The organism is Labrenzia sp. ATLA3 (genome assembly GCF_057180185.1).
In genome coordinates, this window is record NZ_JBXUKV010000005.1 from 487,524 (window position 1) to 509,479 (window position 21,956).

Consider the following 21,956-nt stretch of genomic DNA (forward strand, 5'->3'; position numbering starts at 1 on the left):
GGCGCCAACTGGCTTCAATCAAGCAGCAGGTCAGCCCTGCTGAACCTCAAAAAAACAGACTGAGGTGGGAAAGTCTTTCCGTTTGAGGAAGCCTGCTTTTAAGCCTTCAGTTTCGATCCACTCGCACAGAAAAGCAGTCTGCTGGTCACTACTTTCCGAGGTAATGCTCAGTGTGCCACATTCCCTTTATCGGGGTAACGTCCTGCTGGTTCTCTTGAAATTCGTGCCACCAGCGTGCGGCTTGCCAGATTGCTTCTGGACAACTGGCACGGCTCTCCAGGCCAGGTGTCAGATCGTAACCGTTGGCGGAGCACAGAGCCTCGATGAATGCGGCCGACGGAATTCCATAGCCGTCGAACAAAGGATTGGTTGCCCGGCCGACACCCCAGGCGTAGCCAAGCCAAAGCAGAAGCAATTCAACGCAGTCCAGGTCAACACGCTGCTTCTTGAACTGTAGAATGGTTTTCTTCATCTCGCTCAGTTTCACCGGAAGCTGCATGAGTGCTATGTTGGGGTACATGTTCTTGCTGGCGTAGTTGGAAAGGTGGGCCTCTTCGACAGCGTTGTCGGAGGGTGGGTAACCAAATCCCTCTGCCGGCTCCAGAGAGATTTCCCAAATCGCACCTTTCTTTGTCGGGCCGGATCCTTGAAGCAGCACGACATGTGACCAGTGGCTTGGACTCATGTCGTTTCTGAGGTGGCCCTGGGCGACGCGTGTATGAAAATAGGCCTTCTGTTTGCCGCCGATGAGGACCAGATAGGACAGGCCGCTTGCGCCCTCTCTGCTTGCCAAATCTTCAAGATTTCTATTGACCCACTTAACGTTGTCTTCGTTTCTATGTCTGACCGTCTGCACGAATTCCGGATTAAGGTCCTTGGCCGAAGAGGCAATGATGTTCAGCATCTGAAATCTCCCTGAGGCCGGTTATCTGAGAAGTCCAAGCGGGACCACTCTCGGATTGGCCGGGCGTTTGTGGATTTCGTAGTAGGTAACTTTGGCTTCGAGCGTATTTGCGGCTTTACGCAGGGCAAGCATGGCGAATTGATCGCCCTGGTGTTTGTAGAGGACTTCAGTTCGGAAGCGTTTGCCGAAGACCTGCTGCGCAAAATACGGCTCCGCATCGGGCGCTTTTGAATGACGTGGCCAACGCGCTTCTTCACCTTTGAAGAACTTGCGAAAGCCGGCGCCTATGTTCTTGAGTTGGTCGCTGCCGACGGTAGACACCAACGAGGAAGGCGAGCAGACGATTTCAATGAACCGGGTCCTTCCGGCTTCCTTGATCCTGGTAACGCGTCCCCAGTGTACATCCCCTGTCAGAAGCAATACGGGGCGGCCGGCGTCGGAAAGGCGCTGGAGTGCTGTAACGATGCCTTCATAGTCGCGGTAATTGGACAGCAGCCAGTCTGCAACGGCACCTTGAAATTGGCCCACCGGTTTGTCCAGGAGCGATTGACCCGTCACCACGGCGCCGATTTTCTTTTTGTCGATTAACCGGTCCACCCAATCGTTCAGGTGCTCAAGTCCGCTGGGAGCAAGTGTCGCGCTACGGTCTTCTGCCCGGTGAGTGCGCTGATCAAGCACCATGATCGAGAGTGGATTGGCATCAATTTCAATGTTGTCTCCGCGATTAGCAGGCGTTGCGCATTGGAAGGCGTCAAAGAGCTGGTCTGCGGCGCTCTTCCAGCGTTGCCTGGAATTCTTCTTCCAGGAGTTCTGAATGATTGGAGAGCGGTGCGGGAAATTGTTCCAATATTCGTGGTCATCTGCACAAAAGACTGCCGGAGCGGACTTCAACAGGGCATCAAGACCGAAATATGTGGTCCAGTTGGTTTTGTAATATCTTTCAAACCTGGCAGCCAATTTGGCTTCGTTGTCGGGGTAATTGTTGAGTGTTGGCAGGTCGAGATAGACCTGGTCGCCCATAAACAGGGAAAGATCCTGTCGCTCTGCTGTCGGAATGTTCAAATAGGTTTGCGTAACAAGTGCTTGATGGTTTTCGGCTTGGTGGAAGCAAGACACCAGAAGAATTCGAAACCAGGCATCGTGAGAAAGAGTTTCCGGGAAATGTCTGATCTTTAATTCAGTTGACTGGGTCGGTGTCGTAACTGAAACCCGATTGACGGGGCCGAAGGAGCCTTCGACCGGGAACTCATAGACGCCGGTGAACGAGGCAGCGCCAAATCTGTGAGCAGGCGTAAGCGGGCGCAATGGGGTCGGCTCAACGGCTTGGTCGTTGAGTGTCCACTTCAGTTGCAAGGGAGGTGCTTCTTCTCCCGTATGATCAACGCACAACCATACGCGTATCTTGTTTTTCGGTGCGGTTCGCGTGAGCAGCGTCAGATTGGTCACGGCCAAAGACCTAACAATTGAAGGTCAGAGTTTAGTCAATTCAAGTTGCCACAATCAAGGGTTTAGTGAATTCAGCCGTACGTCATGTTCTGCGGAAGATGAGATCCGCGTCGTATTGGAGGGGTATATGGTGAGGTGGCGCACTTTGCCGGCCGGTTATCCCGACGGTTATTCGGAAGTCTTTCACCTGGCCTAGGAACCGTGTTTTGAGAGCAGGGGCATGAAGCAGGAAAAAAGCTCAGCCTGTGATGAAATATTGCATTTGCGGTAGAGCTGCTTGCGAATGACCTTAACCGTCTGGAAGCTGATCCCCAGCCTCAAGCCGATTGAAACCGAGGAATGACCGCGCAGGATCAAAAGGGCCACCTCTGCCTGACGCGGGCTGAGCTTGACGTCCAGTTCCTGTTCACCTGCGGTGATCAATGTGCTGGTGAGATCGGCTTCGGAATACTCTCCACCCCCCTCAAGACCGGACCAGTGCTGCTCTATCAGGCTGCATACGATCGGCGCCAGCTGGCTCGCGAGAAGCAAGTCGCGGCTGGAATATTTGCGTGCCGATGAGGCATCTCTTCCAAGACAGACATGAACCGACACTCCGTCGGACGGGTAGGCGACGTAAGCTATTTCGTCGATAAGCGTCGTGCGCTGGTAATAAGCCGCGAAATACTCGTTTCGATGAAACTGGTCCGGTGCGATGTCCTTCAGTCGGTAAAGGCCGCGCGGCTCTTTCTCCACGTGCAGGGCATGAAAGGGATCAAGCAAATAAATTCCGGATACATAGTCGGTGTCGAGCTTTTCATGAACACGTCTTTCAACCGATTGCGCAAAAAGCACTTTCGGCTGCCTGTCCTGGAAATAGGCGAGCATGGTGGTATTGTCGATTTGGTAGCATCGGCTAAGCCATTGAAAGAGCGTGTTTTCAAACGTGTTTCTGCCGATTGAAGCGATGGCGTCGCCAAGAAGTTTCTCTGCTGAATTGGGAAGACGCACCGCATACCTCTTTGGGGGTATATACCCCCGAATTTTATATTTTTACGATCAAATTCATAAATTGAGGGGTATCACCAAGAGGTGCGTATGACTAGTCCCGGGATTGCAGTCTCAGTCGAACAAGTCGTCAAACGCTACGGAAGCGTGACAGCCCTTCACGGTGTTTCACTGGATATCCGGGAAAACGAATTCTTCACTCTTCTGGGGCCGTCAGGCTGCGGCAAGACAACCTTGCTGCGCGCGATAGCCGGATTTGAAGACGTTACGGAAGGCCATATCCGGCTGAAGGGCAAGGATCTGGTTGATCAGCCTCCGTTCAAGCGACCGGTCAACACCGTATTCCAGCAATATGCGTTGTTCCCGCACATGAGTGTGACCGACAACGTCATGTTCGGGCTGTTGCGCAAGGGCTGGAACCGGCAAGAGGCAGAACGCCGCGTGCGGGACGTTCTGGAGCTGGTTCAGCTGTCGGACTTTGCCGCTCGAAAACCGGGCCAGCTTTCCGGCGGTCAGCAGCAGCGTGTTGCGCTTGCCCGGGCGCTTGCCCCAAGACCGGAAGTTCTGCTTCTCGACGAGCCACTCTCCGCCCTGGATCTGAAACTGCGTCAGGCCGTGCGCATGGAGCTCAAGGCCATTCAGCGGGAAACCGGTATTGCCTTCATCTTCGTGACCCACGACCAGGAAGAAGCGCTGACCATGTCGGACAGGATCGCCGTGATGTCCTCAGGTCGCGTGCAGCAAGTGGGCCCACCACGGGAAATCTACGAAGCGCCGGTCAACCGTTTTGTCGCGGACTTCATCGGGGAGACGAACCTGCTGGATGTCGAGGTCGAGTCCGTCAATGACGGCATGGCCAAGGTCCTGTTACCTGGAAATCGACGCTTCGAATGCCCGGCAGCGGCTGTCGAAGCACGGGGGGCAGGGCACTTGTCCGTGCGGCCGGAGCGTATTTCCATTTGTGCGGAGGCCGCCGGAGACCTGATCGCAACGGTCACGGGGCACACCTATCTCGGCACTGACAATCAGCTGCACGTGAAACTGGTCGACGGCGAAGTGATGAGTATCCGTCTGCAGAACACGGAAAGCACACTTCTCCCGAAAACCGGTGATGTGATCGGCCTCGAACTGGAAGCAGGCGCAGCGCGTCTGCTGGCAGACTGATGGCGGCCGGAGCGCCCGTCGGCGCAGGCGGAACGTCCAATATCTACAAGGGTAGCGGCTGGAAACTGTTGTTCCCCTCCTGGGTCATCATTGGCATCTTTCTGCTCGCACCTGTCCTGATGATGGCTGTCTATTCCTTCCTGACGAAGGAGTTTCGGGGTGGCGTGATCTGGGAGTTCTCGCTCAACGCCTACGATCAGTTCTTTTTCGATCGCGGCCTCTTCGGCGATGAGCCTCCCACGCTGGAATGGACCTATATCGGCATCTTCTGGCGATCCATCTGGCAGGCGGGACTTGCCACCATCACCTGCCTGTTGATCGGGTTCCCGACAGCCTGGTTCATTGCCACGAGAAAACCTGAATCCCGTTCGATCTGGCTGTTTCTCGTCACCATTCCCTACTGGGTGAACCTGCTGATCCGGACAGTTTCGATGAAGTTTCTGATCCGCGACACCGGCCCGCTGAACGAGTTCCTGCTGTCGCTCCACGTGATCAATGAGCCGCTCGGCCTTATCAATACGAACTTCGCGGTGCAGCTCGGCCTGTTCTATTCCTACCTTCCCTTCATGGTGCTTCCGATCTATGCGGCGGTGGAGCGCTACGACTTTTCCCTGTCAGAGGCAGCGGCAGACCTCTACGCGAGCACCTGGACCATCCTTTGGCTGGTGATCCTGCCGGTCGTCAGGCCAGGCATCATCGCGGGCTGCATCCTGGTTTTTGTTCCCTCCCTCGGGGCCTTTCTGGCGCCGGATCTGCTGGGCGGTGCAAAAACCTTCATGATCGGGTCGCTGATCGAGGAACAGTTCAAGGGCAATGCCGGAAACTGGCCCTTCGGGGCCGCCGCCTCGATGATCCTGCTGACCATCGTGATGTGCGTTCTGCTGGTCTATGCCCGCAACCAGAACAAGGCGGAGGCGCGCTGATGGCTGCTTCGACAAATCTGCGCCGCTTCCCCGGCTTTCTCACGGTCACGATTATCTGCCTTTTCGTGCTTTATGCCCCTCTGATCGTCGTCGCTGTCTATTCCTTCAACGCGTCGACCTCGATCACCAATTGGGGCGGCATTTCCCTGGCCTGGTATGTGGATGTTTTCACCGGGCCGGAAGCACCGAAGTTCCAGCAGGCTGCGCTCAATTCCATAATCATCGCGGTTTGTGCCTCCATCGTTGCAACCATTGTTGCCACACTCGCGGCCGTCGCCATGACCCGTGCCGGCCGTTTCCGGGGTAAGACCCTGTCCTTCGCGCTGATCAATCTGCCGCTGATGGTGCCGGAAGTGGTTACCGCCGTGGCAAGCCTGGTGTTTTTCTCCGCAATCGGATTCACCACCGGTCTGACGACCATCCTTATCGCGCACACCGTCTTCTGCATTCCATTTGCCTACCTGCCCATTTCGGCACGGATGCAATCGATTCCGGACATGTACGAGCAAGCCGCCATGGACCTTTACGCCACGCCGCGCGAAGCGTTCAAACTGGTGCTGCTTCCGCTGATGACGCCTGGCGTTCTCTCCGGCTTCCTGCTCGCCTTCATTATTTCGCTCGACGACTTCCTGATTACGAACTTCGTCAAGGGCGCAGGTATCGAGACCCTGCCGACAGCCATCTTCGGTTCCGTCAAGCAGGGCATCAAACCAAACATAATGGCCATTTCCACCCTGATGCTCGTCGTATCGGTGGTCTTCGTTTCCCTGTCCTGGCTGATTGGCCGGATGGGGCAAGAAAAAACATAAGCAGCTGAAACAGCAACCAACCAGACAGAGTGGAGATATTCATGAGGAAACTACTCGCATCAACCGCCGTGGCCCTGTTGGCCCTTACCGCCGGGGCTCACGCCGAAGGCAAGCTCTCGATCTATCACTGGTTCGAGTACATCCCACAGGAACTGCTCGACAAGTTTGCCGAGGAATATGACGTCGAAGTCACCATGGACACGTTCGACAGCAACGAAGCCTTGCTCGCCTCGCTGAAGGCAGGAAAGCTGGGTAGCTACGACGTGGCCGTGCCCGGCGACTACATGGTCAAGATCATGCGCGACGAAGGCATGCTGGACACGTTTGAAGCGTCCGAACTGCCCAACTTCGGCAACATCGAAGACAAATGGGTGGACGTCGAATTCGATCCGGGCCGCAAGAGTTCAATTCCCTATCAGTGGGGGTCAACCTCGTTCTCGGTGAACAAGGATGTCTACAAGGGCAAACTCGACAGCCTTTCCCTGATTTTTGATGCCCCCGCAGAGTTGAAGGGCAAGATCAATGTGCTGGATACCGCAGGTGAAACGCTGACCCTGGCGTCGCTTTACCTCGGCATTCCGCAGTGCACGTCCGACCGGTCCCAGCTCAAGGAACTCAACGCTCTGGTTCAGAAAGCCAAGGGCGACTGGGCTTCTTTCGGCTCTGACGTTGCCAAGGATGTTCTGGTTTCCGGCGATGCCGCAGCCGGCATGATCTGGTCGGGCTTTTCCGCCAAGGCGCGCGCGGAAGGCGCCAACATCGAATATGTCTTCCCCAAGGAAGGCATGATCGTGTGGATGGACAACGTCGTTCTTCTGAAGGACGCCCCCAACCGTGAAAACGCGCTGAAGTTCATGAACTTCCTGCTGGATCCGGAAAACGCCGCCGCTGTCACCAACTACGCGCAGTACACCGCGGGCGTGAAGGGTGTTGGCGAATTCCTCAAGCCGGAAGTTGCCAACTCACCTGAATCCAATCCGCCGGCAGACCAGAAGGGCGTCTTCGTACAGGCCTGTCCGGAAGACGTTCAGGTTCTCTATGACGCCATCTGGACCAACCTGAAAAAGTAGAAACAAGGTATCGGAAGATCATGAAACTGGCGCTTTATCAGGGACCTGCCACCTGCGGGGACATCGAGGCGGGGTTCAACCGGCTCGAAACCCAGCTGACGGCAGCCGCCATGGCAGGCGCCAGTATGGTCGTCTTTCCCGAGCTTTTTCTACCCGGGTATAACCGCCCCGATCTGCACAAATCCCTCGCCCAGCCTCTGGGCGGGGAATGGTGCGGGCGGTTGTCGAAACTGGCTGAGAAAGCCGGTTGCGGTTTGACAGTCGGTTGGAGCGAACGCTGCGACGAGGCTGTCTATAACGCCGCAACCGCCTTCGGCCCCAGCGGCGAAAGGCTTGGTCATTATCGAAAGATCCAGCTTTTCGGCGAGATGGAAAAAGCCAGTTTCAACTTCGGTACACATTACACGGTCTTCGAGTTCTGTGGCCGCAAGACAGCAATTCTCATCTGCTACGACGTGGAGTTTCCGCAGCATTGCCGGCAACTGGCAGATCAGGGCGTTACCCTGGTGCTGGTGCCGACCGCCAACCCGCAGCGTTTCGAGCATGTCTCCCACACACTCGTGCCAGCGCGTGCGGCTGAAACCGGGCTGACCATCGCCTACGCCAATTTCTTCGGGGCCGATGGGGATCTCACCTTTGGCGGCAACTCCTTGATTGCCGGTCCCGATGCGCAGCTTCTGGTAAGCGCTGGGGTCGGAGAAACACTTCTGGTCGCGGATCTCGCACCAGTATCAGACATCCCGCGGGACCTTCTGTCCCGGCAAGACCTGGATTATCGGGAGGGAAATTTCCAATGAACATCAAAACGGATATCAACACAGATGCGGTTTTGACCGCAGACACCCACCTGATTCAGTCCTTTGCCGACTTGAACCTGCTCAAACAGGATGGTGCCCGTACAGTGATCGTCGGTGCCGAAGGTGCCATGGTGCGTGACAGCGAAGGCAACGAGCTTATCGATGGTATCGGTGGGCTGTGGTGTTCCAACGTCGGTCACGGACGACGGGAAATCATCGACGCCATTACGAAGCAGTTGGGTGAACTGGACTTTTATTCGACGTTTTACAACTTCACCCACCCGACTGCCGCGGCGCTTGCGGAAAAACTCGCCCAACTGGCACCTGGCCAGCTCAACAAGGTCTATTTCGGCAATTCGGGGTCCGTCGCAAATGACAGCGCCGTACGCATCCTGCACCACTACAACAATCGTCTGGGGCGTCCGAAAAAGAAAAAGATCCTGAGCCGCATCGGGGCCTATCACGGCTCGACGCATCTTGCGATCGCAATGACGACACCAGCCTATTCCGAGGGATGGGATCACGTAGAGGGCCTCGTTCACCACCTCAAAAGCCCGCATTACTGGCGTGAAGGCAACGGTATGACCGAAGCCGAATTCTGCGATGCGCTTATCGAGGACCTGAAGGACACCATTGAGCGTCTGGGTGCGGAAAACATTGCTGCCTTTGTTGCCGAGCCTATCCAGGGCGCTGGCGGCGTCGTCGTGCCGCCTGCGGGTTATCATGCGCGCATGGCGAAGGTCTGCGCGGACTATGACATCAAGTACATCGCGGACGAAGTGGTGACCGCCTTTGGCCGCCTTGGCCATTTCTTCGCATCGCAGGATGTTTTCGGCCACGAGCCGGACATCATCAACACGGCAAAGGGACTGACCTCCGGCTATCAGCCACTGTCGGCCACCATTGTCTCCGACGAAATCCATGAGGTCATTTCACGTCCGGGGGGCATGTTCCTCCATGGCATGACGTATTCCGGTCATCCGGCCGCAGCCGCTGCGGGCCTTGCCAATATCGCGCTGATGGAAAAGGAACAGATCCCGGAGAAGGCACGCACGACCGGCAAGCTGTTCGAGAACACCCTGCGCGGCCTCGCGGATCTCGATATCGTTGGCGAAGTCCGGGGCAGCCACTTCATGATGGGTCTGGAGTTCGTCAGGGACAAGGAGACCAAGGAGGGGTTCTCTCCGGAGGATGCCATCGGGCTGAAACTCGCCCGTGCCGCCCAGAAACGCGGCCTGATAGCCCGCCCGCTCGGCAATATTCTGATCCTCTCGCCGACACTCATTCTGACCGAAGGACAAATCGGCCAGATTGGCGACATCTTGCGTGAAAGTATTGAAGACGTAAGTCGAAACTTGTGACACCTTCGCGCCGGGGCACCCTGAACATGGGTGCCCCGCATCGTTCAAAGTAGGATTGTCTGCAAGTTTCGCCTCATGTCCAACGCCTACGCATTGCTTGAAAAACTCATCGCCTTTCCAACCGTGAGCCGGGATGGAAATATCGACCTGATCAGATGGGTGCACGAGTTGCTCAGCCAGGCTGGGATCAGGTCCAGGCTTTTGCCTTCGGAAAGCGGTGACCGAGCCAACCTGTTTGCGACCGTTGGCCCGGAGGGCCCGGGCGGGGTCGTGCTTTCAGGGCACACCGATGTCGTGCCCGTGGAGGGCCAAAGCTGGACCAGTGATGCCTTTTGCCTGCACGAACGGGACGGCCTTCTTTATGGCCGCGGCACTGCCGACATGAAGGGCTTTGTTGCCTGTGCCATCGAGGCCGTTCTCGGGGCAGTTCACAAACCGCTCCACACCCCGGTGCACCTTGCTTTGTCCTATGATGAGGAAATCGGCTGCGTCGGCGTGCGGCCCATGCTGGAGGATCTGGCAAAAGCCGGGCTGAAACCTGACTGGGTAATGATCGGCGAGCCGACCTCGATGCGAGTTGCGACCGGCCATAAAGGCAAACTGGCTGCGCGTGCGACCTGCTGCGGACACACTGTTCATTCGGCCCTGGCACCCACTGGGCTGAACGCGCTTCACATGGCTGCGGATTTCCTGTCGGAGATCCGGACCCTTCAGGAAGAGACCCAGGAAAAAGGGGCGCGGGATCAGGCCTTCGACATACCTTACACCACCTTGCATGCGGGCATCCTGAAGGGGGGCACGGCTTTGAACATCGTGCCGGATACCTGTGTGCTCGATTTTGAAATTCGCAATGTTGCCGAAGAAGATGCGGAGACCTTTCTGGATCGATTGCTTGAAAAGGCCGCTCATCAGGAACGTGGCCTGAAACAGCGGTTCCCTGAAGCCCGGATCCGGATAGACGTTCTGAACACCTATCCGGGGCTGGAAACCAAAAGCGACAGTCCGCAGGTTTCCGGCGCGCGTGCACTTTCCGGAAGCAACGCCCCCTTGAAGGTTGCTTTCGGCACGGAAGGCGGGCTGTTCCAGCAGCATTTCGGCGTGCCTGTGGTCGTTTGCGGACCAGGATCAATGGACCAGGGGCACAAGGCCGACGAATTTATTGCCCGAGACCAGATGGCGCGCTGCCGGCAGATGCTGGCGCGGCTGGTGGAGACACAAGCCGGGTGACCGGCCATAACCGCATGAAAAGATAATCCTGAGAGGACCTGACCAAAGATGACGATCGAGAAGGTGGATGCACTGGTGGTAGGCGGTGGACAGGCGGGCATCGCGATGAGTGAGCATCTCGGCCTTGCCGGACTGTCCCATCTTGTGCTGGAGAAAAAGCGGATAGCCGAACGCTGGCGTTCCGAACGCTGGGATTCTCTGGTCGCCAACGGCCCTGCCTGGCACGACCGCTTTCCAGGCCTCACCTTCGACGGCGACCCGGACGCCTTTGTCCCCAAAGAAGCCGTGGCAGACTATTTCGAGGCTTACGTAAGGAAGATCAACGCGCCGGTCAGAACCGGTGTCGAGGTGACAAGTGTAACCCCTCTCGAACGCCGCCACGGTTTCCGCGCTGAAACCTCGGAAGGCGTCATAGAGGCTGACACGGTGATCGCGGCAACCGGTGCCTTCCAGGTCCCGGTCTTCCCCAAACTGATCCCCGACATGCCAGGGCTTACGCAGATCCACTCTACGGCCTACCGCAATCCAGAACAGTTGGCAGACGGGGCGGTGCTCGTTGTCGGAGCAGGCTCCTCCGGCGTTCAGATTGCGGAAGAACTGATGAACTCCGGTCGCAAAACCTATCTTTCCGTCGGGTCCCACAATAGGCCCCCACGTTCCTATCGCGGCCGGGATTTCTGCTGGTGGCTTGGTGTTCTGAACAAATGGGACGCCGAGTTCGTTCCAGGTTCCGAACATGTCACCATAGCCGTTTCCGGCGCCAATGGCGGACATACGATCGACTTCCGCAAGCTCGCGGATCGCGGCATGACGCTGCTTGGTATGACCGGTGCTTGCGAGAACGGTGTATTGACCTTTTCCGACGACCTTGCTGAAAACATCAACGCAGGTGATGAGAACTACCTGTCGCTGCTGGAGGAAGCCGATGCTTATGTCGACGCCTACGGTCTCGATTTACCGCCCGAGCCGGAAGCCAAAATCATCGGTCCTGATCCGGAGTGCGTGGCGAACCCTCTTCTTGAACTGAATCTGAAAGAGGCTGGCATCACCACCGTTATCTGGGCGACCGGGTTTGTCCGGGACTACGGTTGGCTGAAAGTGGATGCCTTCGATGAAACCGGTGCACCGGTCCATCAGCGTGGCGTCTCCACCGTTCCTGGCGTCTATTTTCTGGGCCTGCCGTGGCAGACACGGCGCGGCTCATCCTTTATCTGGGGTGTCTGGTATGACGCCAAATACTTGACCGATCATATTGTCAAACAGCGAAACTACCGGTTTTTCGAACCTGCAGCCCAATAGCTTTTTCCATCTCTTCGAACATGGAGCCCGCAATGGCCCACACCCGCATCCGCAAATTCAATACCAAGGACACATACCCGGAACAGAACCTGGACAACGACCTGTGTCAGGTCGTTGTGGCCAGGGGCACCATGGTGTTCGTCCGTGGACAGATCGGTCAGGACCTCGACACCTCCAGGAATGTTGGCGTCGGTGACGTGAAAGCCCAGACAGAACAGGCGATGGCCAACATCAAGATGCTTCTCGAGGAAGCCGGGTCCGAGTTGGATCACATCACCAAGATCACCATCTACCTCATCGATCCGCGGTATCGCGAGGACGTCTATCGCATCGTCGGCAAGTGGTTGAAAGGTGTCTTTCCGGTCTCCACCGGCATTGTGGTGTCAGCCCTTGCCCGTCCCGAATGGCTGGTCGAAATCGACGCCACCGCCGTTATTCCAGACGCCTGACCCAGCCGACTTGATCGAGGACACAAGATGACCTTTTCCATTGCCGCCCGCTGCCCCGAGACGGGGACGATGGGCATCGCCATTTCCTCGTCGTCACCGGCAGTAGCCGCGCGCTGCGCCCATGCACGTGCCAAAGTCGGCGTCGTGGCCAGCCAGAACATCACCGATCCGTCTCTTGGAAGCCGGGGGCTGGACCTGCTTGAGCAGGGTCTCGGCGCTGAAGCGGCACTTGCCGCGCTGCTCAAGGACTACCCGACTGCCGACTGGCGCCAGATCACCATTCTCGACAGCACGGGCAAAGCCGCGGTTCACTCCGGGCGGGAGACCCTTGGTGTGAATGCCACCGCGACCGGGCGAGACTGTGTTGCTGCCGGGAACCTTCTTGCAAACACCGGCGTTCCGGCAGCGATGGTTGCAGGCTTCGAGGGGGGCACGGGCGATCTGGGGGACCGGCTGATTGCTGCCATGGAGGCAGGAACAAGGGCTGGAGGCGAGGCGGGACCGGTTCATTCCGCCGGTCTCTACATGGTTCGCGATGTGAGCTGGCCAATTGCCGATTTGCGCGTTGACTGGATCGAAGAAGATCCCATTCAGGCCCTCGGAAACCTCTGGCGTCTCTACAAGCCGCAACTTGAGGACTATGTGACACGCGCGCTCGATCCGACCGCGGCCCCCAGTTACGGTGTTCCGGGTGACGAGTAACATCGGACCTTCAGAGGGGAGGGGAGGCTTTCCCGGTGCCGGTTCCGTTGGCGAGCTTGGACGTCTTGAAGCTGCAACGGCCGCTCTTGTAAGCGTCGCGGCTGGCTTGATCGTCCAACCGCGCTAAGATACTCAGCGCAGGAAGCCCGTTCTGTCTGTGAGGACACCATCAACCGTTTTCCGTCGATCCAGGCCCTCAGGGCAATAGAGAGCGTGGCGCGCAATGGTGCGCTATGGCGTGCCGCCGCGGAGCTGAATGTCACCCGCAGCGCGATCAGCCATCAGCTCCGGCTTCTGGAGCGTGATCTTGGCTTCAAGATCATCGTGCGCAACGGCAACCAGACCGAGATCACACCGCGCGCCATGGCCTATGCCGAGGAGGTGCGCCGCGCTCTCAGCATGATTGCCACATCGACGGCTCGTGCCTCGGAAAACGGGCTGACGGGGCGATTGACCATCAGCGCGCCACCCGGCTTCGTCGCGGCCTGGCTATGTCTGCACATAGGGGACTTTCTGGCACAGAACCCGGAAGTGATCGCGAATGTCATCAGCTCGCAGAACCACGCCAGCACTGCCAATCCGGAGGTCGATACCTTCATCACCTTCGGAAAAGAGGCGCGCGCCAATGTCCTGATCGAGCCGATGATGTCGGTCGATTTTACACCGCTATGCAGCCCGGCCTACCTCAGCCGGTTCAACACCTTCAACGACCTCGGCATTTTGAAGAACGCGACCTTGCTGCATATGCTCGATTTCTCAGACTGGGAAGACTGGATGCAATTGTCCGGCCTGCCGGCAAAAGATGCGCATCGCGGCATTTGCTACTCGGACATGAATATCGTCCTCACAGCCATTCTTGCGGGTGAGGGTATCGCAATCGGTGACACGGTCTTGTGGCACAAGGAGTTGCAGGAAGGCAGACTCATGCGCCCGTTTGCCCAGTCGCTGCACACTGACACGGGTTACTTCATTTGTACGCCGGAAGAGAATTTCGAAAACCCGATTGTTGTCGAATTTCATAAGTGGTTGAAGACGCGTCTGGATATTAGCCGGTTTCGCCCCAAGAGCGAGGCGTGACAAATTTTGTTTGTCGGCACTCCCAATAAGTTTCATTTGCGGCGGACCACATCTCCTTTCTAACTTCGTGTCGAGAGTTACACGATCGGAAAGGCGCAGCGAATTTGGCAAGCACCGCGCGGACCAAAGCAGGTTTGGTCGCCAAGACGTCCAGTGCGTTCAGTGCGCCAGACAAAAATGTCTCTGAACATGGCCGAAGCTGAGTTTGCGCTGCTGCTGCGTCTGTCACCGCAATGCGCTGTTTCCCCACTTCACGGTCCCGCCAGAACGCCGCGTTTCCGCTCAAGGTGTTGATGCGCCGGGTGCGCTGGGCCGGTTGACCTGCTTTTGAACCGGCTGCGCGACCCCTGTGCTGTCACGCTCGCCAAAAAAATTCAAGACTGAACCAAAAAGGGTGCCCGATGCATTTTGGTCTGACCGAAGAACAGGAGATGATCGTCTCCACCGTTCGCAGTTTCGTGGAAAAAGAGATTTATCCGCACGAAGCCGAAGTAGAGCGCACCGGTGAAGTGCCGGCTGAGATCGCTCAGGAAATCAAGCAGAAGGTCATCGACCTGGGCTTCTATGCGTCGAACTTTCCTGAAAGTGTCGGCGGCCCTGGCCTGAGCCATCTTGAGTTTGCGCTGGTCGAGCGAGAACTGGGCCGTGGCTCCATGGCACTCACCCACTTCTTTGGCCGCCCGCAGAACATCCTGATGGCCTGCAAGGGCGATCAGGTCGAGCGCTATCTGATGCCGGCGGTTCGCGGGGAAAAGATGGATGCGCTTGCCATGACCGAACCGGATGCGGGATCGGACGTGCGCGGCATGAAATGCATGGCCGTGCGTGATGGCGGCGACTGGGTCGTCAACGGCTCGAAGCACTTCATTTCCGGGGCGGAACATGCGGATTTCGTCATCGTCTTCGTGGCGACCGGTGTCGATGAAACACCGCGCGGTCCGAAAAAGCGGATCACCTGCTTCCTCGTTGATCGAGGGACACCGGGCTTCGAAATCGCGAGGGGCTACAATTCGGTCTCGCACCGCGGCTACAAGAATTCCATCCTCTACTTCAACAACTGCCGCCTGTCGGATGCACAGGTGCTTGGCGAAGTTGATGGCGGCTTCGACGTGATGAATGAATGGCTTTATGCCACGCGCATCACCGTCGCGACAAATTCCGTGGGCCGTGCACGCCGGGTATTCGAGCATGCCTTGAACTACGCGGCAGAGCGTCAGCAGTTCGGACAGCCCATCGGCAAGTTCCAGGGGGTCAGCTTCCAGATTGCCGACATGATTACCGAAATCGATGCCGCCGACCTTCTCACGCTCTCGGCCGCATGGCGTCTCGACCAGGGGCTGCCTGCCAACCGTGAGATCGCGTCTGCCAAGGTCTATGCGTCGGAAATGCTGGCGCGCGTAACCGATGCTGCCCTGCAGATTCATGGGGGCATGGGGCTCATGGATGAGCTGCCGATCGAACGGTTCTGGCGCGATGCCCGTGTTGAACGCATTTGGGACGGCACATCGGAAATCCAGCGCCACATCATCAGCCGGGAGCTCTTCCGGCCGCTGGGGGCCTGATTTATGGCGAGTTTCCGCCGCTTCTTTTCTCCCAAAGCCATCGTCGTGATCGGTGGCGGAACGTGGTGTGAGAGCGTCGTGCGGCAGTGCCGTGCGACCGGTTTCGTCGGAGAGATCTGGCCAGTACACCCGAAAAAGCCCGCTGTCGGGGGCCTGCCGGCCTATCCGGATCTGGCTTCGCTTCCCGGTGTTCCGGATGCCGCCTTTATCGGGGTCAACCGGGAACTGACAGTCCACGTGGCCGCAGAACTCTCCGCCCTTGGCTGTGGCGGCGCGGTCTGTTTTGCGGCAGGCTTCAGCGAAGCTGTATCCGAGTTGTCCGACGGCGGCGAGTTGCAGGCCCGTCTTGTCGAAGCCGCGGGCGACATGCTTGTGCTCGGCCCGAATTGCTACGGCATGGTCAATGCCCTTGACGGTGTGTCCCTGTGGCCCGACCGTCATGGGCTCGACCCGGTGGAGACCGGCGTGGCCGTGATCGGCCAATCCTCGAACGTCCTGATCAATCTGACCATGCAGCGCCGCGGCCTGCCTCTTGCCGCAGTGCTTGCGGCAGGCAATCAGGCGCAATTGTCGATCGGTCACCTTGGAAGCGCGTTGCTGGAAGATCCGCGTATCACCGCGCTGGGGCTTCATATCGAGGGTATCAGCGACCTTGCGGCTTTCGAGGCACTTGCTGCCCGGGCGGCGGAGCTGCGAAAGCCAATCGTTGCCCTGCGGGTGGGGTCCTCCGAACAGGCGCAGGCGGCAGCGGTCTCACACACGGCTTCTCTGACCGGCAGCAATGCCGGCGCGGTGGCGCTTCTCAAGCGGCTGGGTATTGCCCAGGTGGATACGCCAACGGAACTGATCGAGACGCTGAAGCTCTTGCACGTCACCGGAGGGCTGAGGTCCAGCCGGATTGCGTCTGCCTCCTGTTCCGGCGGCGAAGCGTCCCTGATGGCGGATATGGGAGAAATCGCCGGCGTTTCCTTTCCCGCCCTGACCGAAGACCAGAGGTCCGGTCTCAGAGCGGCGCTCGGCCCCAAGGTCGCGCTGGCGAACCCTTTGGATTACAACACCTATATCTGGGGCGACGAGGACGCATTGGCGGCGACTTTCATCGCCCTTTGCAGCGCTGACATGGGCCTTGGGTGCGTGGTTCTGGATTATCCGCGCGATGATCGCTTCGAGGCGCCGGACTACGATCAGGTGCTGCGGGCGGTTGCCCGCACCCGTGAAGTCACCGGCACACCCATGGCCTTGATCTCGCTGCTGTCCGAAGGCTTGCCTGAACCCATCGCCCGCCGGGCCATCGGGCTTGGCATCACACCGCTCTGCGGCATGGGAGACGCACTCAGAGCCATTCGTGCGGCTGCTCAGGCCGGCCTTGCCGGAAACGCGAACACCCGCCCCCCGCAGGTGATACAGCCCCGAAGCGGGCAGGGCGACGCGCGCGTTTACTCCGAGGCGGAAGCCAAGGAGCTTCTGTCCGGGTTCGGGGTTCGCGTGCCCCGGTCCACCCGTGCAAATGGGCCTGAACAGGCTGGCGAGAGTGCTGCGCGGATCGGCTTTCCGGTTGTACTGAAAGGCGAGGGCATCGCTCACAAGACCGAAGCCGGTGCCGTTGTCCTGAATCTGTCCGGCGCCGGAGCCGTGACCGAGGCCGCGGCTGCAATGCCTGCGGCGCGTTTTCTGGTCGAGGAGATGATCACCGGTTCTCTGGCCGAGCTCATTGTCGGGGTGACCCGCGATCCGGCTCATGGTTTCGTGCTGACCCTGGGGCTTGGCGGCATATTGACAGAACTGATCCGGGACACGGTCTCGGTTCTCGTGCCGTCCTCCCGGGAAGAGGTGCATGAAGCACTCCTCAGCCTCAGAACAAGTGCCTTGTTGAGCGGTTATCGTGGCCGGCCGGCGGCCGATCTGGATGCCGTCCTGGATACAGTCATGGCCCTGCAGGATCTGGTCCGCACGCACGCGGACGCCCTGCACGAAGTCGAAATCAACCCGCTGATCTGCCGCGCCACCGGCGCCATCGCAGCAGACGCGCTCATCAGAATGGATGAACGAGCATGACTTTTGCAAACGTATTGACCGAGCGCCGTGGAGCGGTGCTGGAAGTCACTCTGAACCGCCCCAAGGCCAATGCCATCGACATGGCCACAAGCCAGGAGCTGGGCGAAATCTTTACCCGGTTTCGGGACGACCCCGAGCTGCGGGTGGCCATCATCACCGGGCAGGGTGAAAAGTTCTTCTGCCCCGGCTGGGACCTGAAGGCCGCGGCTGACGGCGAAGCGGCCGATGCCGACTACGGAAAAGGCGGCTTCGGCGGCTTGCAGGAACTGCGCGGTCTGAACAAGCCGGTGATTGCCGCCGTCAATGGCATCGCCTGCGGAGGCGGGCTGGAGCTGGCGATATCCGCCGACATCATCTTGGCGGCGGAACATGCCACCTTCGCCCTGCCGGAAATCCGCTCCGGCACCGTGGCGGATGCTGCAACGATCAAGCTGCCCAAGCGCATTCCGTATCACATCGCGATGGAGCTGTTGTTCACCGGTCGCTGGTTCGATGTGGAGGAAGCCAATCGCTGGGGCCTCGTCAACCGGATCGTTCCTTCCGCCGACCTGATGAACGAGGCGCGCAAGATGGCAGACGAATTGGCCAAGGGACCCCCGCTGGTTTTTGCCGCCATCAAGGAAGTCGTCCGGGAGGCCGAGGATATGAAGTTCCAGGATGCGCTCAACCGGATCACCCGCAGCCAGTTTGAAACCGTCGAACGGCTTTATCGGTCCGAGGATCAGCAGGAGGGCGCCCGCGCCTTTGCCGAAAAACGCGACCCGGTCTGGAAGGGCCGGTAACACGACAAGACGACAAGAGGGAACCATGCCACTTCAGATGAACCGAAACGTCTTCATCACCGCAGCCGTAACCGGGGCAGGGGCCACGCAGGACAAGAGCCGCCTTGTGCCGCGCTCGCCGCAGGAAATTGCCGACGCTGCCATTGATGCGGCCAAGGCAGGGGCCGCGATCGTTCACTGTCATGTCCGTGACCCGGAGACCGGGGCGCCGTGCCGCGATCTCGGCTATTACCGGGAGGTGACAGACCGCATTCGTTCTTCCGAGGTCGATGTTGTGCTGAACCTGACCGCAGGCATCGGTGGCGACCTGACCTTCGGCGATCCGGAAGCGCCCATGGCACTGGATGACGCCAATACCGATATGGCCGGCGCCACAGAGCGTATGGCTCATGTGCGCGAATGCCTGCCCGAGATTTGCACGCTCGATTGCGGCTCGATGAATTTCGGCGATGGCGACTACGTCATGACAAACACCACAAACATGCTGCGCGCCATGGGCACCATGATGACGCAACTTGGTGTGAAGCCCGAAATCGAGGCCTTTGATACCGGTCATCTCTGGTTTGCCAGCCAGTTGGTGAAGGAAGGCGTGCTGGAAGATCCCGCGCTGGTGCAGCTTTGCATGGGCATCCCCTGGGGCGCGCCGAACGATCTGAACACCTTCATGGCCATGGTCAACAATGTGCCGGCCGGCTGGACCTGGTCGGCCTTCAGTCTTGGCCGGGACCAGATGCCCTATGTGGCGGCGGCCGCTCTTGCCGGGGGCAATGCGCGCGTCGGCCTGGAGGACAATATCTACCTTGAGCGGGGTGTCATGGCGACCAACGCCCAACTCGTCGAAAAGGCGGCCAACCTCCTGTCCACCATGGGCGCAACCTTGATGAGTCCGCAGGACGTGCGCGACCAGTTGGGCCTCGTCAAGCGTGCACCGGCCTTCGCATGAGCACCGGACCAAAGCGCGTTGCCGTCATCGGCGGGGGTGTTATCGGCGGCGGATGGGCCGGCCGGTTCCTTCTGAACGGCTGGGATGTCGCGGTCTTCGATCCTGCTCCGGAAGCAGAGCGCAGGATCGGCGCGGTGCTGGATCGTGCCAGAGCCTCGCTGCCGGCGCTCTATGATCGGCCCCTTCCGGCTGAAGGCGCATTGACCTTCTGTTCCAGCATCGCCGAGGCGGTTGAGGGGGCGGACTGGGTGCAGGAAAGTGTTTCGGAGCGGCTTGAGCTGAAACACAAGGTTTATGAGGAGATCGCACAGCATCTGCCCGAAGGCGGCTTCATCGCCTCTTCGACCTCCGGCTTCAAGGCGTCCGACCTGGCCGCCAAGGGCGCGCCCGTCGTCGTGGTGCATCCGTTCAATCCGGTCTATCTTCTGCCGCTGGTGGAGATCTCCGGTGAACCGGCCTTGCGCCGGAAAGCTCTGCCGGTCGTCACCTCCATCGGTATGCATCCGCTTGAGATGAAGACGGAGATCGACGCTTTCATCGGCAATCGCTTTCAGGAATCTGTTTGGCGCGAAGCGCTCTGGATGCTGAAAGACGGTATCGCCACTACGGCGGAAATCGATGACGCGATCCGGATGGGCTTTGGCCTTCGGTGGGCTCAGATGGGGCTGTTCGAGACCTACAGGATTGCCGGCGGTGAAGCAGGCATGGAAAGCTACATCGAGCAATTCGGCCCGACACTGCAGTGGCCGTGGTCGAAGCTGACCGATGTACCGGAGCTTGATGCGGCGCTGATCAAGGCCATAGGCGATCAATCCGACGCCCAGTCCGGCCATATGACCATCGCCGAGCTGGAAACCCTGCGCGACGACAATCTGGTCGCCATCCTGCGAGGCCTGCGCCGCACCGGCAGTGGTGCTGGCGGTGTCATAACCCGGCATGAAGCGCATCTGGAGACGGGCGGCGAGATCGACGGTCTTCCAATCACGCTGCGCCGGGTCGTGCCTGTGACATGGACGGACTACAACGGCCATATGAACGAAGCTGCTTATCTGGAACTGGGCACCTGGGCAACCGATGGTCTGATGCAGCTTGTCGGCGCTGATGAAGCCTATATTGCCTCCGGAAAGAGCTATTTCACGGTCGATACCCGCATTCGCTATCTCGATGAGGTGCATCGCGGTGAGGAGCTGGTCGTGACGACGCAGGTGCTCGACGGGAGTGGCAAAAAGATGAAGCTGTTCCACAGAGTGCTGAAGCCGGATGGCCGCCTGTGCGCCACTCTGGAAACCTTGCTGCTGCACACAGATCTCGCTACACGCCGGGCCTGTCCACCCGAGCCCCATGTTGCCGGGCTCCTCGAAAAGCTCGCTGCGGATCATGCCGGACGACCCGCCGCAGGGGCCGGTGGGGCCGTTGGAGACCGTGCCTGAAAACTGGAGAAGTCGATGTCGCCTGAAGAAAGACAAACTCGCGAAGAGCTCGCTGCCTGTTACCGCCTCGCGGCGCTCCACAGGTTTACGGATCTGATCTACACCCACATCACCGCGCGCGTGCCCGGAGAAGACGGGCATTTTCTGATCAATCCGTATGGCTGGCGCTGGGAAGAAATCACCGCCTCGTCTCTTGTGAAGATCGACGTGGACGGCAACAAGGTGGACGGCGTTCCGCAAAGGGTCAATCCGGCGGGGTTCACCATCCACTCAGCCGTTCATATGAACCGCCACGATGCCGCCTGGATCATGCACACTCACACACGCGCCGGGGTGGCCGTGTCCTGCATGGAAGAGGGGCTGTTGCCATTGAACCAGATCTCCCTGCAGTTCCACAACCGGATCGCCTACCACGATTTCGAGGGCATCGCGCTGGACCTTGAGGAGCGCGAACGCATCGTGAAGGATTTCGGCAATCACCCGGTTTTGGTTCTGCGCAACCACGGTCTGATCGCAACGGGCCGCAGCGCTGCCGAGATGTTCAACAATATGTTCTATCTGGAGCGGTCCTGCGAAATCCAGGTGGCTGCCACGTCCAGTGGCCGGAGCCTGCGTTTGGTGGACGATGAAATCGCTTCCCATGTTCACAAACAATATGTCCAGATGAACGAGGAAGACGGTGATCTGGCGTTGGAATGGGCCGCCCACTTGCGCTCTATTGAAGGACTGGGCACCGATTACCGCGCCTGAACCGTCATGCCCGTGGTTGGTATCTGCGGAGGAGACACTGCCGCTCGTTCGGATGCGGTGTCTCACTCGCGCTGAAAGGTCAGGACCACGCCGCGTTTGACCAAGGCGAGCAATTCGTCCTCCGGCTTCTTTGCCTCAAAATGAGGGATGAAGACGTCTGGCAACGACAAGAGGTTCTTCATTCCAAGCTGACTTTCCTTCCTTGGTGGCCCTTCAGAC

General features: G+C 58.8%; 20 protein-coding genes. 17 read left to right on the top strand and 3 right to left on the bottom strand.

Going from position 1 to position 21,956, the window contains the following annotated elements:
- Positions 1-148: 148 nt before the first annotated feature.
- The 3 genes from AC2A6O_RS16430 to AC2A6O_RS16440 all read right to left on the bottom strand — a co-directional run bounded on the left by AC2A6O_RS16430 (position 149) and on the right by AC2A6O_RS16440 (position 3,340).
- The gene (locus AC2A6O_RS16430; protein ID WP_498928627.1) at positions 149-904 is read right to left on the bottom strand and encodes a hypothetical protein; all 756 of its coding nucleotides are present in this window, start codon (positions 902-904) and stop codon (positions 149-151) included.
- Positions 905-925: 21 nt separating this feature from the next.
- Entirely contained in the window at positions 926-2,350 is a 1,425-nt protein-coding gene (locus tag AC2A6O_RS16435) for an alkaline phosphatase D family protein (RefSeq protein WP_498928629.1), read from the bottom strand.
- Between the two features lie 192 nt (positions 2,351-2,542).
- On the bottom strand, positions 2,543-3,340 hold the full coding sequence (locus AC2A6O_RS16440) for a helix-turn-helix transcriptional regulator (RefSeq protein WP_148583772.1): 798 nt from the start codon (positions 3,338-3,340) through the stop codon (positions 2,543-2,545).
- 87 nt (positions 3,341-3,427) lie between these two features.
- Here AC2A6O_RS16440 and AC2A6O_RS16445 point away from each other — a divergent pair, with 87 nt between their 5' ends.
- The 17 genes from AC2A6O_RS16445 to AC2A6O_RS16525 all read left to right on the top strand — a co-directional run bounded on the left by AC2A6O_RS16445 (position 3,428) and on the right by AC2A6O_RS16525 (position 21,737).
- Positions 3,428-4,501 carry an ABC transporter ATP-binding protein gene (locus tag AC2A6O_RS16445; protein ID WP_498928631.1) on the top strand — a complete coding sequence of 358 codons (1,074 nt, stop codon included), beginning with the start codon at positions 3,428-3,430 and terminating at the stop codon, positions 4,499-4,501.
- Complete coding sequence (locus AC2A6O_RS16450; protein WP_148583774.1) at positions 4,501-5,424, top strand: ABC transporter permease; 924 nt, start codon at positions 4,501-4,503, stop codon at positions 5,422-5,424. Before AC2A6O_RS16445 ends, AC2A6O_RS16450 begins: the two co-directional genes overlap by 1 nt.
- Positions 5,424-6,233, top strand: coding sequence for an ABC transporter permease (locus AC2A6O_RS16455; RefSeq protein WP_148583775.1), 810 nt, complete (start codon positions 5,424-5,426; stop codon positions 6,231-6,233). Before AC2A6O_RS16450 ends, AC2A6O_RS16455 begins: the two co-directional genes overlap by 1 nt.
- A gap of 41 nt (positions 6,234-6,274) precedes the next feature.
- Complete coding sequence (locus AC2A6O_RS16460; RefSeq protein ID WP_148583776.1) at positions 6,275-7,303, top strand: extracellular solute-binding protein; 1,029 nt, start codon at positions 6,275-6,277, stop codon at positions 7,301-7,303.
- Between the two features lie 20 nt (positions 7,304-7,323).
- On the top strand, positions 7,324-8,100 hold the full coding sequence (locus tag AC2A6O_RS16465; protein ID WP_498928634.1) for a carbon-nitrogen hydrolase family protein: 777 nt from the start codon (positions 7,324-7,326) through the stop codon (positions 8,098-8,100).
- A complete protein-coding gene (locus tag AC2A6O_RS16470) occupies positions 8,097-9,461 on the top strand; it encodes an aminotransferase class III-fold pyridoxal phosphate-dependent enzyme (protein ID WP_498928636.1) in 1,365 nt (454 codons plus the stop codon). Before AC2A6O_RS16465 ends, AC2A6O_RS16470 begins: the two co-directional genes overlap by 4 nt.
- 75 nt (positions 9,462-9,536) lie before the next feature.
- Positions 9,537-10,688, top strand: a complete 1,152-nt coding sequence (gene argE / locus AC2A6O_RS16475) for an acetylornithine deacetylase (protein ID WP_498928638.1) — start codon at positions 9,537-9,539, stop codon at positions 10,686-10,688.
- 48 nt (positions 10,689-10,736) lie between these two features.
- Entirely contained in the window at positions 10,737-11,987 is a 1,251-nt protein-coding gene (locus AC2A6O_RS16480) for a flavin-containing monooxygenase (RefSeq protein ID WP_498928640.1), read from the top strand.
- A gap of 32 nt (positions 11,988-12,019) precedes the next feature.
- Positions 12,020-12,436: a RidA family protein gene (locus AC2A6O_RS16485; protein ID WP_498928642.1), complete on the top strand. Its 417-nt coding sequence runs from the start codon at positions 12,020-12,022 to the stop codon at positions 12,434-12,436.
- A gap of 27 nt (positions 12,437-12,463) precedes the next feature.
- Complete coding sequence (locus tag AC2A6O_RS16490; protein ID WP_498928644.1) at positions 12,464-13,138, top strand: DUF1028 domain-containing protein; 675 nt, start codon at positions 12,464-12,466, stop codon at positions 13,136-13,138.
- A 186-nt stretch (positions 13,139-13,324) separates the two neighbouring features.
- Complete coding sequence (locus tag AC2A6O_RS16495; RefSeq protein WP_498928764.1) at positions 13,325-14,215, top strand: LysR substrate-binding domain-containing protein; 891 nt, start codon at positions 13,325-13,327, stop codon at positions 14,213-14,215.
- A 401-nt stretch (positions 14,216-14,616) separates the two neighbouring features.
- Positions 14,617-15,777, top strand: a complete 1,161-nt coding sequence (locus AC2A6O_RS16500; RefSeq protein ID WP_498928646.1) for an acyl-CoA dehydrogenase family protein — start codon at positions 14,617-14,619, stop codon at positions 15,775-15,777.
- A 3-nt stretch (positions 15,778-15,780) separates the two neighbouring features.
- On the top strand, positions 15,781-17,832 hold the full coding sequence (locus tag AC2A6O_RS16505; protein ID WP_498928648.1) for an acetate--CoA ligase family protein: 2,052 nt from the start codon (positions 15,781-15,783) through the stop codon (positions 17,830-17,832).
- The gene (locus tag AC2A6O_RS16510; RefSeq protein WP_498928650.1) at positions 17,829-18,614 is read left to right on the top strand and encodes a carnitinyl-CoA dehydratase; all 786 of its coding nucleotides are present in this window, start codon (positions 17,829-17,831) and stop codon (positions 18,612-18,614) included. Before AC2A6O_RS16505 ends, AC2A6O_RS16510 begins: the two co-directional genes overlap by 4 nt.
- 25 nt (positions 18,615-18,639) lie before the next feature.
- The gene (bcoG, locus tag AC2A6O_RS16515; RefSeq protein ID WP_498928652.1) at positions 18,640-19,557 is read left to right on the top strand and encodes a 3-dehydrocarnitine:acetyl-CoA trimethylamine transferase BcoG; all 918 of its coding nucleotides are present in this window, start codon (positions 18,640-18,642) and stop codon (positions 19,555-19,557) included.
- Complete coding sequence (locus AC2A6O_RS16520) at positions 19,554-20,987, top strand: carnitine 3-dehydrogenase (protein WP_498928654.1); 1,434 nt, start codon at positions 19,554-19,556, stop codon at positions 20,985-20,987. Before bcoG ends, AC2A6O_RS16520 begins: the two co-directional genes overlap by 4 nt.
- Positions 20,988-21,002: 15 nt before the next feature.
- The gene (locus tag AC2A6O_RS16525; protein ID WP_498928656.1) at positions 21,003-21,737 is read left to right on the top strand and encodes a class II aldolase/adducin family protein; all 735 of its coding nucleotides are present in this window, start codon (positions 21,003-21,005) and stop codon (positions 21,735-21,737) included.
- The last annotated feature ends 219 nt before the right edge of the window (positions 21,738-21,956 follow it).